The sequence below is a fragment of the Salmonella sp. SAL4457 genome, assembly GCF_046548235.1.
Lineage (GTDB): Bacteria > Pseudomonadota > Gammaproteobacteria > Enterobacterales > Enterobacteriaceae > Salmonella > Salmonella enterica.
On the sequence record NZ_JBGDZO010000002.1, the window covers coordinates 262165 to 278404 of the forward strand.

A 16240-nucleotide genomic window follows, 5' to 3' on the forward strand; every position below is an offset into this window, starting at 1 on the left:
TTGAGGCATCAGATCAGAGAGTGGTATTAATTCAGGCATATATGACAATGGGGAAAAGACCCGCAATTGACGCGGGTTAAAAAGCACGCTTTCACATATGCTGTGAATGTTGTACCGAAGACATTCTGGTTCGGGAAACCAGTTCCGTGCGATTTATCACTTCTGTTTTAGCAAAAATATTACGTAAATGCGTTTTCACTGTTGAGAGAGAAATATTCAACTGACGGGCAATCAATTTGTTGCTGGCCCCTTCGCAGACCATTCCCACAATTTCACGCTCTTTGGCGGTCAATATTGACTCCAGATCGTTGTCTTCCTGAAGAGAATCATGAATCGCCAGTCCCAGTAATGGTTGTACTGCCTGGGCTCGCAAACGCTCTTCGCTGGAAAAAGGTATATCGCGCATTAATGAAATGCCCGCGATAATACGATGGCCCCGACGAATAAAGATCTCAATCATGTCGCACACATGATTAGGTAGCATAAATTCATGATAATAATGGCGATGTCGGGCACAGATACCGGGCGTCATCGTCGCTACGGTAACAACCTGTTGGCCGAACCGGGAAGGCGATAGCGGGTCTAATGGTTGAAAATGCTCCAGATATTGTTGGTGTGTGCTATTAGAAATGTTATGTAAAACATAGGCTTCTGGCTTTAAATAAGCATTAACACGATAAAAAACCGCCGACGACAGAGGAATGAGTTGCGCAATGCTCTGTAAGCAATGGAGAGTGATCCCGTCATTATGGCCAGTAGTTGATAAGGCTGACATGTTATCTCCTTCCATCCGGATGAGCGCGTCGGGGCGCAGTAAAATAGTGGTATGTTGAAACATACAATTTACATTCGGTTAACACAATCATTCACATGTTAATAATGTGACGTATGTTGCGGTATTTTTTATAACATCTTGAAAATAAATGATTTTAATTTAAATCCTGTCTGGTTTTCTAAAAAATAATTTAAAATTATTAATATGATTTTTTTCTGTCGCGGTTGACTCATCTCCTGAAAATGCCGTGAGTTCTCGTCCTTCAGGACGATATTCTTTTGAGACGACTGTTCTATGATTTTCTGTAATAGCGCAGGTTAACAGAGACTTAATTTCTGGCTCAGACAGGATTTGCTAAATAACGTTTCAATAGCGTCATGCGCTATGCAGAAAACCGGCGTATCAATAGATACAGCCTGCTCTCGGCATTCTGCCCGCAGCGCCAGACGAACGCTATTGCGAAATGTGAGTCATGTCTCCGCATCAGAAATGATAACTACAGGACAGAATAATGTTGAATCTCAACACATTACGGCAACAACAAATCCCCGTAATGACGGAATATCGCGCGCAGATACCCTTTCATATTCTGGCAAAGCCCATAGGCCCTGCATGTAATCTGGCCTGCCGCTATTGTTATTATCCACAGGGCGAAACGCCCGTAGAAAAAATGAATGAATCAACGCTGGAGATTTTTATTTGTCGCTATATTGCGGCGCAACCTGCCAGTGCGCGTGAAATTAATTTTGTCTGGCAAGGCGGTGAACCGCTTTTAGCCGGAATCGGTTTTTATAAAAAGGTAATAGCGCTTCAACAACGATATGCGCCTGACGGCGTGACGATCAGTAATAGTCTGCAAACGAATGCGACGTTGTTAAACGATGCCTGGTGCCGTCTGTTTCGCGACAATAATTTTACTATTGGCATCAGTCTTGAGGGCAGTGAAGACTTGCAAAATCATCATCGTCCGGGCAAACGCGGCGAGGCCAGCTATCCGGCGGTGTTGCGGGGAATCACATTGTTACAACACTATCGAGTCGATTTTAATGTACTGATTGTCGTGCATGATGACATGGCTCGCCATGCGGCAGCCATCTACGATCATGTTGTTAGCCTTGGCGTTCGTTATCTGCAATTTCAGCCACTGATGAACGAAGGCAACGCCCTACAGCAACGTTACCAATTGAGTGCGGATAACTGGGGACGTTTCATGATTGATATCTGGCGTCAATGGCGCAAACGCGGCGATATGGGACGGGTTTTTGTGATCAACATTGAACAGGCATGGGCACAATATTTTACGCATATCAGCGCCACCTGTGTCCATTCCGCCCGCTGCGGCACGAATCTGGTCATGGAGCCGGACGGCAAACTCTATGCCTGCGATCATCTGATTAATAGCCAGCATTACCTGGGACAGCTTGCTAATAATACGTTAGCGCCAGCCGTAGATTCCGCAACCCGGCTTCCCTTTGGTATTAAGAAAAGCCAGCGCCGGGAGTGTCAACGGTGTTCTGTGAAAATAGTCTGCCAGGGAGGCTGCCCCGCACATATCAACAGTGCCGGCTACAACCGACTTTGTAGCGGCTATTACTCTTTTTTCACGGAGATTCTGGCTCCGCTACGCGCCTGGCCCCGGAATCTGAATGGACTGAAGGCCTGGCGTGCTGACGTTATGGGCAGATTTTCGGGCTGATGGTCCCTCTTGCCGCATTTGCCTGCCGCTCTTGTACAACATCCGTAGTCTGAAATGGAGAATAAGCCGTGAAAAAAGAAGTAACACTTGCCACACTCAGCATTATCTTCTCCGGTACGGCACACAGTACGCAAAACGAACGTCCTGATATTATCGTGATTATCGCTGATGATATGGGATATTCTGATATCACTCCCTTCGGTGGGGAAATCCCAACGCCTAATTTGCAGGCGATGGCTGAGAACGGCGTGCGGATGAGTCAATATTACACGTCTCCCATGTCTGCTCCCGCCCGTGCGATGCTATTAACCGGGAACACCAGTCAGCAAGCGGGTATAGGCGGTATGTGGTGGTATGAAAATACCATAGGTAAGGAAGGCTATGAATTGCGCCTGACTGATCGGGTGACGACCATGGCTGAACGCTTTAAAGATGCTGGTTACAATACGCTGATGGCGGGTAAATGGCATCTTGGTTTTACGCCAGGCTCGACGCCAAAAGATCGGGGCTTTCGTCATTCTTTCGCCTTGATGGGGGGAGGCGCCAGTCACTTTGATGATGCCGTGCCGCTGGGAACCGTGGAGATATTTCATACCTATTATACCCGTGACAATCAGCGCATTTCACTGCCCTCCAGTTTTTACTCCAGCGAAGCCTATGCCAGCCAGATTAATCGCTGGATCAGCGAGACGCCACGGGAACAACCTATCTTCGCGTGGTTGGCCTTTACTGCGCCACATGATCCTCTGCAGGCGCCGGATGAATGGATTAGTCGTTTTAAAAGTCAGTATGAACAGGGCTATGCAGACGTCTATCGTCAGCGTATTGCTCGTTTGAAGAAACTGGGTTTCCTGCGTGATGACATACCTCTGCCAGGACTGGAACTTGATAAAGAATGGCAGGCGATGACCCCGGAACAGCAGAAATATACGGCGAAGGTGATGCAGGTTTACGCTGCTATGATCGCCAATATGGATGCACAGATTGGTACCGTTATTGAGACATTAAAAAAGACCGGGCGCGATAAAAACACGATTCTGGTCTTCTTAAGTGATAATGGGGTGAATCCGGCAGAGGGCTTTCACTATGAATCTGAACCAGATTTTTGGAAGCAATTCGATAATAGTTACGAAAATATTGGTCGTAAAAATTCATTTATCTCTTATGGTCCCCACTGGGCTGATGTCAGCAATGCGCCTTATGGTCGCTATCACAAAACGACCAGCGGTCAGGGGGGAATTAATACCAGTTTTATGATTTCCGGTCCTGGTATCATCCATCATGGCGCCATAGATAACGCCACGATGGCGGCGTATGATGTTGCGCCCACGCTCTATGAATTTGCAGGTATTGATGCCAGTAAATCATTATCTGAAAGACCGACACTGCCAATGATCGGCGTGAGTTTTAAACGCTATCTGACCGGTGAAAGTCTGCACGCGCCTCGCACACAATATGGTGTTGAACTCCATAATCAGGCGGCCTGGATAGATGGGGAATGGAAATTGCGTCGTCTTGTCACAGTATTCCCACAGGCGGGTAATGCGCCATGGGAATTATTCAACCTGCAACGTGACCCCCTGGAAACGCATAATCTCGCAGCAAATTATGCGGATAAAGTGAAAATACTGAGCAGCGCATATGAGGCATTTGCAAAACAGACAATGGTGCTTTATGCCAAAGGCAAGCTTATCGATTATGTGGGTATCGACAGTAAAACCGGGCGTTATCTGGCTGTCGATCCACAGACATTGCAGCCAGTTCCTGCTCCGTTAGCGATTCCTTTAGACACAAAATCGGACCAATAATTATTGGTTACGTTTCAAATGATTATTCAACGCTCACATAACCGCATTCAGCCAGTGACTTTCAGGATGAAGTTTCTCAGCGTTGGCGATGTATCGCCGCGCCGGTATGCCAGAGCCAGCTTTGCGACGGGCATCTGGTCTGCAACGGGGCGGTATACTACTCCCTTGACATTAACCTGTCTCATTGAATCTGGAACCATCGACACGCCCATCTCTGCCGACACAAGGTTAATGACTGACGAAATTTGCGGCACGAGTTGACCAATTTTCGGTTCAAAGCCCGCTTTACCGCAGGCCTTGATCACTGCGTCATAAAGCGACAGGCCGATTTCACGTGGGAAGAGTAAAAAAAACTCATCTTTGAGAATCGAGAGTGCAATCTGTTTACACGCCGCAGCAGGATGCGTTTCTGCCAGCACAATAACCATTGGCTCTTCAGACAGTAACCTGAGCTGGAACCGTTCATTGCCTGTAAAACCGGGTCTCAGAAAGGCAACATCCAGCGATCCTTCATTCAATTCATCAGCCAGTTGGGTTGTATTTCCTTCCTCAAGCTGCAAACGAACGTCAGGATAAGCCCGCTTGAAAGTACGGATTGCGCTGGGCACCACACTGTTAAATGCCGCAGAGGCAGTAAAACCCACCCTTAACACGCCCGACTCCCCCCTGGCGACACGCTGCGCCGCCAGCACGGCTCTTGTCGCGGTAGCAGGCATCCCTTTAACAACATCATAAAATGCTTTTCCAGCCTCGGTTAATTCCGCGCCATGAGGCACTCTCCGGAATAGCTGCGCTCCCAGCTCTCTTTCCAGATCCTTAATCTGTTGGCTTAGCGGCGGCTGACCTATGCCTAATTTTGTCGCAGCCCGCGTGAAATGCCGCTCTTCAGCGACGGCGAGAAAATAGCGAATATGGCGCAGTTCCATCCTCATCTCCAAAAGCAATTAAGAATGGCACTATCATATATTGGAAGAATGAAACCAGCGAGCGCATAGTGAGGTTAACAGGAGGTGCAATATGCCCGATATTTCTCATACACCGACACGTAGCTGGCTTTTTACCCCAGCAATTCGACCAGAACGTTTCATAAAAGCAGTTGAAAGTGCGGCGGATATTTCTATTATCGATCTTGAAGATTCCGTCACCCCGAATGACAAGGCGCAGGCCCGGAAAATTGCGATGCAGTTCCTTTCATCCCGACCAAACTCATCGCTGAAAATAGCATTAAGAATTAATGGAATGAATACTCATGCTGGCATTGAAGACCTGCATATGTTACTGGAATGCCGTTTTTTTCCTGATTACATTATTCTTCCAAAAACAGAGTCAGCCGCGCACCTGCAAATCGTGGATAGTCTTATCATGATGGCTGGTTCTGATACTCGCCTTATTGGCATTATTGAGTCAGTTGTTGGGCTTAATGCCGTAGAGTCTATTGCGGACGCCACCCCCAGACTCTGCGGGTTGATGTTTGGCGCCGCAGATATGGCGGCTGACATTGGCGCCACACCCGCCTGGGAGCCTCTTGCGCTGGCGCGGGCCAGAATAGTGGCTGCCTGCGCTATGAAAGGGCTTCTTGCAATAGATGCTCCCTTCTTTGATATAGGCGATTTTTCAGGTCTGAAAGAGGAAACGCTGCAGGCGCTCAGTTTTGGTTTTTCTGCAAAATCGGCTATTCACCCCGCTCAGATTAGTGTAATCAACGCCGCATTTACTCCTACAACGGCAGAAATTAATCATGCTCGTGCAGTACTGACAGAGAATGCCAAAGGCGTCGGGATCGTTAGCGGCATGATGATAGATGCAGCCGTTGCCCGTCAGGCCCGGAGATTACTCGCCCGGGCAGGGATCTTTTCCTGATTTTATTAACAGAGGAATTGATTATGAACACGTTATTACCCGCTTATAAAACCATTAGCGAGGGGCGCTACCGAGAAATTTCGGGTCTTTACTGGGAGGATTTTCATCCCGGTGATGTTTTTGAACATCGTCCCGGCCGGACGGTTCTGGACGCTGATAATGTGTGGTTTACCCTGCTCACTCTCAATGTGCAGCCGGTCCATTTCGATGCGGCTTACGCCAGCAAAACGGAATGGAAAAAGTTACTGGTTGATTCAACGTTCACTCTGGCGCTTTTAACCGGTATGAGCGTGCGTACTGTCAGCGCCAAGGTCGTGGCCAATCTTGGCTGGGATAAGGTACAAGCCGTCCATCCGGTTTTCGCAGGGGATACACTTTATGCTGAAAGCACTGTACTCAGCAAACGCCTGTCAAATAGTCGCCCGGGACAAGGCATCGTTACCGTTCGGACATGTGGTATTAACCAGAATGGTGTAGAGGTCATGCGCTTCGAACGAACAATGTTAGTTTATTGCTGTGGATGTTCGCCTGAAGAAGACGCTGCTTATTGAGAAATCGCCCTGAGGTTTAGAGTCATGATGAATGTTAATGCAGTGTATGCCGAAAAATGCGTGACGCCTGACGAGGCGGTTACTTTAATTACCTCCGGCAGTCACCTCTCTATGGGAATGTTTGCAGCAGAGCCTCCAGCTTTGCTGAATGCGCTGGCAAAGCGAGCGAAAAGGGGAGAAATCAACGATCTGCGGGTTTACTGTTATGAAACAGCCAGCATTGCCGGGAACACTATTTTCCGTTATGAGCTAAGTGACTATATTCATCTCTACAGTATGTTTATTACCGGTATTGAACGGGCTTTAATACGTCAGGGGATTGAGAGTTCCGGGCGAAAAATAGTTAACTATGTACCTTCAAATTTTCATCAGGCGACGCGATTACTGGCTGATGATATTGGTATTGATACCTTTATTCACACCGTGTCCCCTATGGATAAGTATGGCTATTTTAATTTTGGAACTGGAAACGATTATTCCACCCGGATTGCGAGGACAGCTAAAAAGCTTATTGTCGAAGTTAACAAATATATGCCGCGCGTTCATGGAGAAGGTGCTGCAGTCCATATTTCAGAAATTGACGCCATTGTTGAAAACCATGTCCCTTTAATTGAACTACCAATACGTACTGCCGTAGCCGAAGATATTGCTATCAGTCAGATTATCGCTTCTCTTGTGCCAGATGGCGCTTGTCTCCAGATGGGGGTCGGCGCATTACCGGAGCTCATCTGTAATGCGCTCAAGGAACATAATGATCTGGGGGTCCATACAGAGGCGCTGAATCCGGGGTTGGTAAGTTTGATTCAACAAGGCGTCGTTACCAATCAGCGTAAAAATATCGACCGGGGAATGTCTGTATTTACTTTTGCTATGGGACAAAAGGATATGTATGACTATCTCAACGACAACCCCTCTTTTTTTAGTCGGCCTGTCGATTATGTTAACGATCCGGGGATCATTGCGCAAAATGAGAATGTTGTCTCCATTAACGCTACCTTACAAATCGATCTCACTGGTGCCTGTAACTCTGAATATTTGCTTGGACACCAGTACAGCGCTTCAGGAGGGCAATTGGATTTTGTCAGAGGCGCATATGCATCTAAAGGAGGTCGTTCCATTATTACGACCCGCTCAACGGCCGCGAATGATACGATTTCTCGTATTGTTCCCCGCCTTGAGGGGCCTGTAACAACCCCACGAACGGATACGCACTGGATAGTCACTGAATTTGGCTCCGTAAACCTGAAGGGGCTCTCTTCAACCGAGCGTGCGCTCAGCATCATTGAATTGGCACATCCCAATTTTCGGCAGCAACTTAGAGTAGATGCAAAAAAAATGCATCTGATTTAAAAGTAGGTTAATGCTATTTTTTAATGTAGCATCCCTAAAATATAAACATCATGAGTCTATTCAAATGATAATTGACAGAATTGATCACCTTGTATTAACGGTATCTGATATATCAACCACAATAAGATTCTACGAAGAGGTACTTGGTTTTTCTGCGGTAACATTTAAACAAAACAGAAAAGCGTTAATATTTGGAGCGCAAAAAATTAACCTCCACCAGCAAGAAATGGAGTTCGAACCAAAAGCGAGTAGACCAACGCCGGGATCTGCCGATTTATGTTTTATTACATCGACACCGATAAATGATGTTGTGTCTGAGATCTTACAGGCAGGCATTTCCATTGTTGAAGGCCCGGTTGAGAGAACTGGAGCCACAGGCGAGATAATGTCTATCTACATCAGGGACCCTGATGGAAACTTAATTGAAATTTCGCAGTATGTTTAATGTTAAAACTTACTATTACTGCCTTTATTATGATCACGCATCCGTTTATATTGGTCTAATGGAGATCATATGGCAATAATTTCTGGAAAGAGTCTATGTTCAAACTTATTGACTTGAAGACATCGAGGAATTCATAAGAAAGCATAAAAAAGGGAAGGTGGTGCCCGGACTCGGAATCGAACCAAGGACACGGGGATTTTCAATCCCCTGCTCTACCGACTGAGCTATCCGGGCAACGAGGCGCATTAAACCGTAATCGCCTCGCTTCGTCAACGAAATTTCTTCAAATCAACGTAGACTGCACAATCTATCACCACTTTGTTGTTATTGCACGCAGAGTCAGGCAAAAAACATCGCCCATGCGGCGGAGATCGGCATCGCCAGCAACAGCGCCGGGAGCATATTCACTACCGGAAACATTTTGATTCCACATACACGCAAGCCGGTTGCCACCAGCAGCAGTCCGCCCACGGCGCTAAAGTCGCCCATCATTGCCGGCGTAGTCAGTGGAAGAATGAGGGTGGCGCAGGCGGCAAGCGTTAACTGGATAATCAACATCGGTGCGCAAATCGCCGAAACGGCGATGCCAAGCGAACAGGCGAAAATAATGGCAGTGAAAAAATCCAGAAAAGATTTAGCGATCAAAATGTTTGGATCGCCGGTCATCCCTTCATGCATCGCGCCGAAAATACCGGTGCCGCTGGCGCAAAAAAGTACAATGATAGCGACGTAACTTTGAATAAATGAGTCGTGTGTCGGCTTCTTACCCGATGCTATAAATAATTGTTGGATTTTCGCGACTGCGCCATTAATGCCTTTTTCCAGCAAACAAAACTCGCCGATAAGCGCGCCGACCAGCGTCGCCAGCACCATCACCGGAAGATTAGCGCACTTCATCACCAGCAGAATGCCAATTCCCAGAGAGCACAGACCAAAAATAGACGTCATTGAGACGCGAATCCGTTCTGGCAGACGCTGACTTAACAGCGCGCCAATAACGCCGCCGAATAAAATTGCGCCAGCGTTAATAAAAGGTCCAATTACCACAATGACTCCTGTTATTTGTCTTTCAAATTGCCTTATTATCACGCGATTAAGCTGTTAATAGCTTGATTATCTGTGACGTATAGAGCGCTGATTTTACCTTGCGCCGTCTGGTGAAAGGTGCCATGATTGCGCGAAATTTCTCCTGCCAGCATGGGGCTCGCCGGGATGAACATAGCGCCTTTATATTGTCTTCACTGTCGCCTGACTGCGCGAGGTTTGCCCCTTTCTTTCCTTTTTTTTGTCGTCCCCGCTATGCGGTGAGGGCAGCGCACGCTCACTGCAGGACAACAGTAAAATCAGAAACAGTCTGTTTTTACTGATGTCTGGCGGTCGGAGCTGGTATCCAGTTTGACCCGGCATCTCGTTGGGCAAGGCATCGGCCTTGTCCGGGGTTACTCTACTCCCGAAACGGGTATTTGCGCTTATGAAATCAATGAATATTGCCGCCAGCGGTGAACTCATCCCCCGTCTCTCCACCCACCGAAACGTAGTGGCGCTGGACAGTACCGACTTTACCGATGTGGCCGCAGTCGTCATTACCCCTGCCGACAGCCGTAGCGGTATTCTGGCGTTGCTTAAACGCACCGGTTTTCACCTGCCGGTATTTATGCTTGCGGATGAACCCGTCAGCGCGCCTGTCGGCGTTACGGCGGTAATCGGCGGGAACGCGCAGGAATGGCTGGAGCTGGAAAACGCTGCCTGTCGCTACGAAGCGGAACTTCTGCCGCCCTTTTATGGCACCCTGACCCAGTATGTCGACATGGGGAATAGTACCTTTGCTTGCCCGGGGCACCAGCATGGCGAGTTTTTTAGAAAACATCCCGCAGGCCGTCATTTTTATGACTTTTTTGGTGAAAACCTGTTTCGTGCGGATATGTGTAACGCCGATGTGAAACTTGGCGATCTGCTAATACATGAAGGTTCTGCCAAACACGCGCAGAAATTTGCGGCAAAAGTGTTTAATGCGGATAAAACCTACTTTGTGCTGAATGGAACTTCGGCGGCGAATAAAGTGGTCACCAACGCCCTGCTGACGCGCGGCGATCTGGTGCTGTTTGATCGTAATAATCACAAATCCAACCACCACGGCGCCCTGATTCAGGCCGGGGCGACGCCGGTCTATCTTGAAGCGGCGCGTAACCCGTTTGGTTTTATCGGTGGTATTGATGCGCACTGTTTTGATGAAACGTACCTGCGCGACCAGATTCGTGACGTGATGCCGGAAAGCGCCGATGCATCGCGTCCGTTCCGCCTGGCGATCATTCAACTGGGTACCTATGACGGCACTATTTACAACGCCCGTCAGGTGGTGGATAAAATCGGGCATCTCTGCGATTACATTCTGTTTGACTCCGCGTGGGTAGGCTATGAGCAGTTTATCAATATGATGGCGGATACCTCGCCGTTGCGGCTGGAGCTTAATGAAAACGACCCTGGGATCTTTGTGACCCAATCGGTACATAAGCAACAGGCGGGGTTCTCACAAACCTCGCAGATCCACAAAAAAGATAACCATATTCGCGGCCAGGCGCGTTTTTGCCCGCACAAACGCCTGAACAACGCCTTCATGTTGCACGCTTCGACCAGTCCGTTCTACCCGCTGTTTGCGGCGCTGGATATCAATGCCAAAATCCACGAAGGGGAGAGTGGTCGCCGCCTGTGGGCGGAGTGCGTTGCGCTGGGCATTGACGCGCGTAAAGCCATTCTCGCCCGTTGCAAACTGCTTCAGCCCTTTATCCCACTGGTGGTTGACGGCAAGCCGTGGCAGGCACATCCGACGGAGACCATTGCCAGCAATCGTCGTTTCTTCAGTTTTGAGCCCGGGGCGAAATGGCATGGCTTTGAGGGTTATGCGGATGACCAGTATTTTGTCGACCCCTGTAAACTGTTACTGACCACGCCAGGTATTGATGCCGATAGTGGGCGGTACACCGAATTCGGCATCCCGGCGACCATTCTCGCCCACTATCTGCGTGAGAACGGTATTGTGCCTGAGAAGTGCGATCTCAACTCGATTCTATTCTTGCTGACGCCCGCCGAGAGCGAAGAGAAACTGGCGCGGCTGGTCGCGATGCTGGCGCAATTTGAACGGCACATTGAAGACGATACGCCGCTTGCGGATGTATTGCCGACGGTTTTTCAGAAATACCCGGTGCGCTACCGCGATTACACCCTGCGTGAGCTATGTCAGGAGATGCACAATCTGTACGTTAGCTTTGACGTTAAGGATCTGCAAAAAGCGATGTTCCGCAAAGAAAGCCTGCCGCATGTGGCGATGAACCCACAGGATGCCAACAGCGCCTTTATTCGCGGCGATGTAGAGCTGGTGCGTATCAGCGAGGCGGGCGGGCGTATTGCTGCCGAGGGGGCATTGCCATACCCGCCGGGCGTACTGTGCGTGGTGCCGGGGGAGATTTGGGGCGGCGCGGCGCAGCGTTATTTTTTGGCGCTGGAAGAGGGCATCAATCTGTTGCCTGGTTTTTCGCCGGAATTGCAGGGGGTATATAGCGAGACCGATGCCGATGGAATTCAACGCTTGTACGGATATGTTTTAAAGTAACGTTGCCTGCAGGCCGGATAAGGCATTTACACCTTATCCGGCCTGCGAAACAGGGCAAGGATTAATGTGCAACGGGTTGCGAACTTGCCGGAACGCGAACGTGTTTGTATTTGAACAAGGCTACGAACGCGAAGGCCAGCACCAGCGAGTAGCCTGCGAAGATGAGCCACACGGTCTGCCAGTCGGTAATGCCGTTTTGAGTGTAATACTCCACCACTTTACCGCTCACAATGCCGCCCAGGATACAGCCGAAGCCATTGGTCATCATCAGGAACATCCCCTGCGCGCTGGCGCGGATTTCCGGGCGTACTTCTTTTTCGACAAACACCGAGCCAGAAATGTTGAAGAAGTCGAAGGCGCAGCCGTACACAATCATCGACAGTACCAGCAGAACGGTACCGAACGGCGTCGGGTCGCCATAAGCGAACAGGCCGAAACGCAGCATCCACGCCACAATACTGATAAGCATAACGTTCTTAATACCATAACGGCTCAGGAAGAACGGAATGGTCAGGATGAATAACGTTTCAGAAATCTGCGAAATCGACATCATCACCGAGGCGTGCTGCACGATAAAGCTACTGGCGAATAGCGGATCTTTATCAAAGCTATGCAGGAAGGTGTTGCCAAACATGTTAGTGATCTGCAGTTCCGCGCCCAGCATCATGGAGAAGATGAAGAAAATCGCCATCCGCTTATTTTTAAACAGCGCAAAAGCGTCAAGGCCCAGCATTGATGTCCAGCTCTGGTTTTTCTGTTGGTTCGCCACCGGAATGTGCGGCAGGGTAAAGGTAAACAGTACCAGCAGAACGGAAAGCGTCGCGCCGATATAAAGCTGCATATGGCTCAGCTCGAAACCGGAGAAACTCACGCCCCACATCGCCAGAATAAAGCCAATGGTGCCCCAGATACGGATAGGCGGAAAGTCAGTCACAATATCCATGCCGGCAGACTGCAGGCGGTAATACGATATGGTATTGATCAAGCCCAACGTCGGCATATAGGCCAACGAGTTAAGCAGGATCACAAAGAACATCGCCCCAGGCGTAGTGACTTCCGCGGCCATGAATAGCGTGATGGCGCCGACAACATGACACAGGGCATAGACCCATTTCGCGCTCAGCCATTTGTCAGCCACAATGCCTAACAAGGTCGGCATAAAGACGGCGGCAATCCCCAGTGAACTATAAACTGCGCCAATAGATGCGCCGTCAAATTTTAAGGTGACGAACATATACGAGCCCAGGGTAGTGAGCCAGCTTCCCCACAGACAGAACTGCAGAAAAGAGAGTATTTTAAGCTGCAGCTTAAGATTCATGTTAATTTCCTCACACCTGAGAGCGGATGAATGTTTTAAAAGGCACATTTGCCGTTGTGATTTGGTGTGATTCTATCAATGAGAGGCGGGCTTTTTTTGTTACCTGTGACAAATATTTGCAAACAATTTCTGATTGCAAAGCAAAAGGGTGACGGAGTTAACACTTTTACCTTTCCCGCCTCTGTCATTTGCCAACCAGAGGCGGGATGCGATGGTTTATCGGCGGCGATACGATCGCTGGGCGGAATTCACCTTATACAGATAGCGGCGCGACTCCGCAGATGGATGTCGGGTGGTTAATATCTGGTACACATCCCCCGGCGACATGCGGTTAATCATATTCGCGGCCTGAATCTTATCGTTCGAGAATACGCGTAATACGCTGCCTGCGCCGCCATTGTAGGCGGTAATGACCGCATAGCGCCGCGACGTCGGATTTTCGATACCGCTCAGATAGACATTATTCAACATCGCCAGATACGCTGTGCCGGTATCGATATTGCTGGCGGGGTCGAACAGGAAGTTACGGCTTGGCGTGCCGGACTTACCCTGAGAACGGAAAACATCTTTCCCGGCGCTGTGTTGCACTACCTGCATCAGGCCCAGCGCATCCGCGTGGCTGACCGCATACGGGTTAAACGAGGACTCCGTTTGCATAATCGCCAGAATCAGCGACTCGTCAACGCCGTATTTACGGGAGGCCTGGCGTACCATGCCAATGTATTTATGCGCGCGTTTATCAAGGTGGTTCGGCACCAGATTAATGGTGACGCTGTAAATAATACGCAGGCCGTTACTGCGGCTTTTGAGCCGCGTTTTCAGCAAGTAATCCGCGAATGTCGTGGCGCGGCCTTCCCAGCGAATAGGCTGGCCGGTATTGTCGAGGACCTGACCATACAGGAAGGGTTCTTTAGAAATTTTTATGTCATCGACATCGGAGTAAAGATCGACGGAGGTTGGGTCGTCACCCATGAGCAACGTTTTAATAATGGCCCGGCGCAGATGTGCGGTAGGTTCCGTCCCGGCGATGGTTTCAACGGTAATGGTCCCATCATCAAAGTTGATGTGGCTACGGGTCTGGAACTGATCGGTATATTTGACGTAGTCTTTCGGCCCGGCGATCAGGACTTCCTTATATCCCCACAGATTTTCAATATTGTTGGCAAATTGCCCCATCAAAATATCAAAGCCGTTGGTATCCTTGACCCAGGCTTCATTATACGTCTCGCCTTTTTTGGTCGAACTGGAGCAGGAGATGAGCAACGGCGCAATAACAGCAAGCGCGAGTAATTTTTTCATCATTCCGGGAGTGCATGTTGTGTTGTCGTTATGCCATGTTGCCGGGCAGCGGCGCTAAGGGCTTATCCGGCATAACTCACAGGCCGAATAAGCGCAGCCTCATTCAGCAACGGGCCTATTTTTTATCTTCCGGCGTATAACCTTCGATATGAACGTCTTTGCCTTCGAACAGGAAGCTCACCATCTCCTGTTCCAGCAGCTTACGGTGCTCGGCGTTCATCATGTTGAGCTTTTTCTCGTTAATCAACATGGTCTGCTTATGCTGCCACTGCGCCCACGCGTCCTTAGAGATCTCGTTATAGATACGTTTTCCCAGTTCGCCAGGGTAGAGCTGAAAATCTTGCCCTTCAGCGTCGCGTTGCAGGTAAGTACAAAAAATCGTTCTGCTCATAAGTCATCCTCTTCATCGACCGGGGCGTTAAACTGGCGCTCCGGTACGTAACTGCTGTAACAAGCGCTCCACGGGGGCCGCCAGTCCGACTGACGGCGGTTGCGCTAAGTTATACCAGAGCGCGCTGCCTTCATCCATGCAGGCGTCCAGTGACGACACGGGAAGCCACATAGGCACAATATCCAGGTGGAAATGGCTAAATGTGTGGCGAAACGCGTTAAGCTGGGTCAAATTATCAGCGTTAACATGCCGTTGCGCCAGCCATTCACGTAATTCAGCTTCGCTGGCGAACTGCGGAAAGCAGTAGAGTCCGCCCCATAAACCGCTGGGAGGACGCTGCGCCAGGAAAATCTCCTGATTATGCTGTAACAATAAAAAGTAACCCGTCCGCTCCGGCAACGTCTGTTTCGGTTTCTTGCCCGGATAGCGTGACCAGCTTTCATGCGCAGCGGCGATACAACCGTTTTGCAGCGGACACAGGGTGCACTTTGGCTTTGAACGCGTACAAACCATCGCGCCCAGATCCATCATCGCCTGATTAAAACGCTCCACGCCGTGTGCGGGCGTCACTTGCTCGCTCAGCGTCCACAGCGTATTCTCCACCTCTTTTTTTCCAGGCCAGCCGCTAACAGCATAACAGCGAGCCAGCACACGTTTAACGTTTCCATCAAGAATCGGATAATGTTTACCTAACGCGAGGGAGAGAATTGCGCCGGCGGTTGAACGCCCGACGCCGGGGAGCGCGGCGATTTCGGCAAAAGTTTGCGGGAATTCTCCACCGTGAAGCGTCGCCACCTGTTGCGCCGCTTTATGCAAATTACGCGCGCGGGCGTAATAGCCGAGCCCGGTCCATAAATGGAGCACTTCATCCAGCGGCGCATTCGCTAAATCCGTCACCGTCGGAAAGCGCGCCATAAATCGCTCAAAGTAAGGAATCACCGTCGTCACCTGCGTTTGTTGCAACATGACTTCCGAGAGCCATACTTTGTAAGGCGTCTTGTTAATTTGCCAGGGCAGCGTTTTCCGCCCGTATTTGTCGTACCAGTCCAGAACCTGGGCTGAAAATTGAGACGCTTGCATGGAAACTCATTCATTATTGCCGGGGGCAAGATTGCAGCACAGAGGCCGCAGGGTGTAAAC

At 49.5% G+C, this 16240-nt stretch carries 14 protein-coding genes and 1 tRNA gene; 7 read left to right on the plus strand and 8 right to left on the minus strand.

What is annotated here, in order from left to right:
* Positions 1-91 precede the first annotated feature (91 nt).
* Entirely contained in the window at positions 92-775 is a 684-nt protein-coding gene (locus ACLJNW_RS08860; RefSeq protein ID WP_001275363.1) for a helix-turn-helix transcriptional regulator, read from the minus strand.
* A 511-nt stretch (positions 776-1286) separates the two neighbouring features.
* Between ACLJNW_RS08860 and ACLJNW_RS08865 the strand changes: the two genes are divergently transcribed.
* Complete coding sequence (locus ACLJNW_RS08865; RefSeq protein WP_023203802.1) at positions 1287-2471, plus strand: anaerobic sulfatase maturase; 1185 nt, start codon at positions 1287-1289, stop codon at positions 2469-2471.
* A 68-nt stretch (positions 2472-2539) separates the two neighbouring features.
* Positions 2540-4279, plus strand: coding sequence for an arylsulfatase (locus ACLJNW_RS08870; protein WP_020437852.1), 1740 nt, complete (start codon positions 2540-2542; stop codon positions 4277-4279).
* 47 nt (positions 4280-4326) lie between these two features.
* Here ACLJNW_RS08870 and ripR read toward each other — a convergent pair whose 3' ends face one another.
* Positions 4327-5205, minus strand: coding sequence for an itaconate degradation transcriptional regulator RipR (gene ripR, locus ACLJNW_RS08875; protein ID WP_000423175.1), 879 nt, complete (start codon positions 5203-5205; stop codon positions 4327-4329).
* A 91-nt stretch (positions 5206-5296) separates the two neighbouring features.
* Here ripR and ripC point away from each other — a divergent pair, with 91 nt between their 5' ends.
* From ripC to ACLJNW_RS08895, 4 genes are all read left to right on the plus strand, one after another.
* Positions 5297-6139 carry an itaconate degradation C-C-lyase RipC gene (ripC, locus tag ACLJNW_RS08880; protein ID WP_001112897.1) on the plus strand — a complete coding sequence of 281 codons (843 nt, stop codon included), beginning with the start codon at positions 5297-5299 and terminating at the stop codon, positions 6137-6139.
* 23 nt (positions 6140-6162) lie between these two features.
* Positions 6163-6690, plus strand: coding sequence for a (R)-specific enoyl-CoA hydratase RipB/Ich (gene ripB, locus ACLJNW_RS08885; protein WP_001094307.1), 528 nt, complete (start codon positions 6163-6165; stop codon positions 6688-6690).
* Positions 6691-6714: 24 nt separating this feature from the next.
* The gene (ripA, locus tag ACLJNW_RS08890) at positions 6715-8040 is read left to right on the plus strand and encodes an itaconate CoA-transferase RipA/Ict (RefSeq protein WP_077910371.1); all 1326 of its coding nucleotides are present in this window, start codon (positions 6715-6717) and stop codon (positions 8038-8040) included.
* A gap of 64 nt (positions 8041-8104) precedes the next feature.
* Positions 8105-8485: a VOC family protein gene (locus ACLJNW_RS08895; RefSeq protein WP_000582675.1), complete on the plus strand. Its 381-nt coding sequence runs from the start codon at positions 8105-8107 to the stop codon at positions 8483-8485.
* Between the two features lie 158 nt (positions 8486-8643).
* On the opposite strand, the gene ACLJNW_RS08900 is transcribed toward ACLJNW_RS08895, so the two are convergent.
* Positions 8644-8719, minus strand: a tRNA-Phe gene (locus ACLJNW_RS08900).
* Between the two features lie 105 nt (positions 8720-8824).
* The gene (locus tag ACLJNW_RS08905) at positions 8825-9532 is read right to left on the minus strand and encodes a DUF554 domain-containing protein (protein ID WP_000234462.1); all 708 of its coding nucleotides are present in this window, start codon (positions 9530-9532) and stop codon (positions 8825-8827) included.
* Positions 9533-9956: 424 nt separating this feature from the next.
* Between ACLJNW_RS08905 and ACLJNW_RS08910 the strand changes: the two genes are divergently transcribed.
* Positions 9957-12092: an ornithine decarboxylase gene (locus ACLJNW_RS08910; protein WP_023203803.1), complete on the plus strand. Its 2136-nt coding sequence runs from the start codon at positions 9957-9959 to the stop codon at positions 12090-12092.
* A 61-nt stretch (positions 12093-12153) separates the two neighbouring features.
* On the opposite strand, the gene ACLJNW_RS08915 is transcribed toward ACLJNW_RS08910, so the two are convergent.
* The 4 genes from ACLJNW_RS08915 to mutY all read right to left on the minus strand — a co-directional run bounded on the left by ACLJNW_RS08915 (position 12154) and on the right by mutY (position 16180).
* The gene (locus ACLJNW_RS08915; protein ID WP_001049804.1) at positions 12154-13410 is read right to left on the minus strand and encodes a nucleoside permease; all 1257 of its coding nucleotides are present in this window, start codon (positions 13408-13410) and stop codon (positions 12154-12156) included.
* A gap of 216 nt (positions 13411-13626) precedes the next feature.
* A complete protein-coding gene (gene mltC / locus ACLJNW_RS08920; RefSeq protein WP_000976289.1) occupies positions 13627-14712 on the minus strand; it encodes a membrane-bound lytic murein transglycosylase MltC in 1086 nt (361 codons plus the stop codon).
* 112 nt (positions 14713-14824) lie between these two features.
* Positions 14825-15100 carry an oxidative damage protection protein gene (locus ACLJNW_RS08925; protein ID WP_000091706.1) on the minus strand — a complete coding sequence of 92 codons (276 nt, stop codon included), beginning with the start codon at positions 15098-15100 and terminating at the stop codon, positions 14825-14827.
* A 27-nt stretch (positions 15101-15127) separates the two neighbouring features.
* Complete coding sequence (gene mutY / locus ACLJNW_RS08930) at positions 15128-16180, minus strand: A/G-specific adenine glycosylase (RefSeq protein WP_001148949.1); 1053 nt, start codon at positions 16178-16180, stop codon at positions 15128-15130.
* Between the last annotated feature and the right edge of the window lie 60 nt (positions 16181-16240).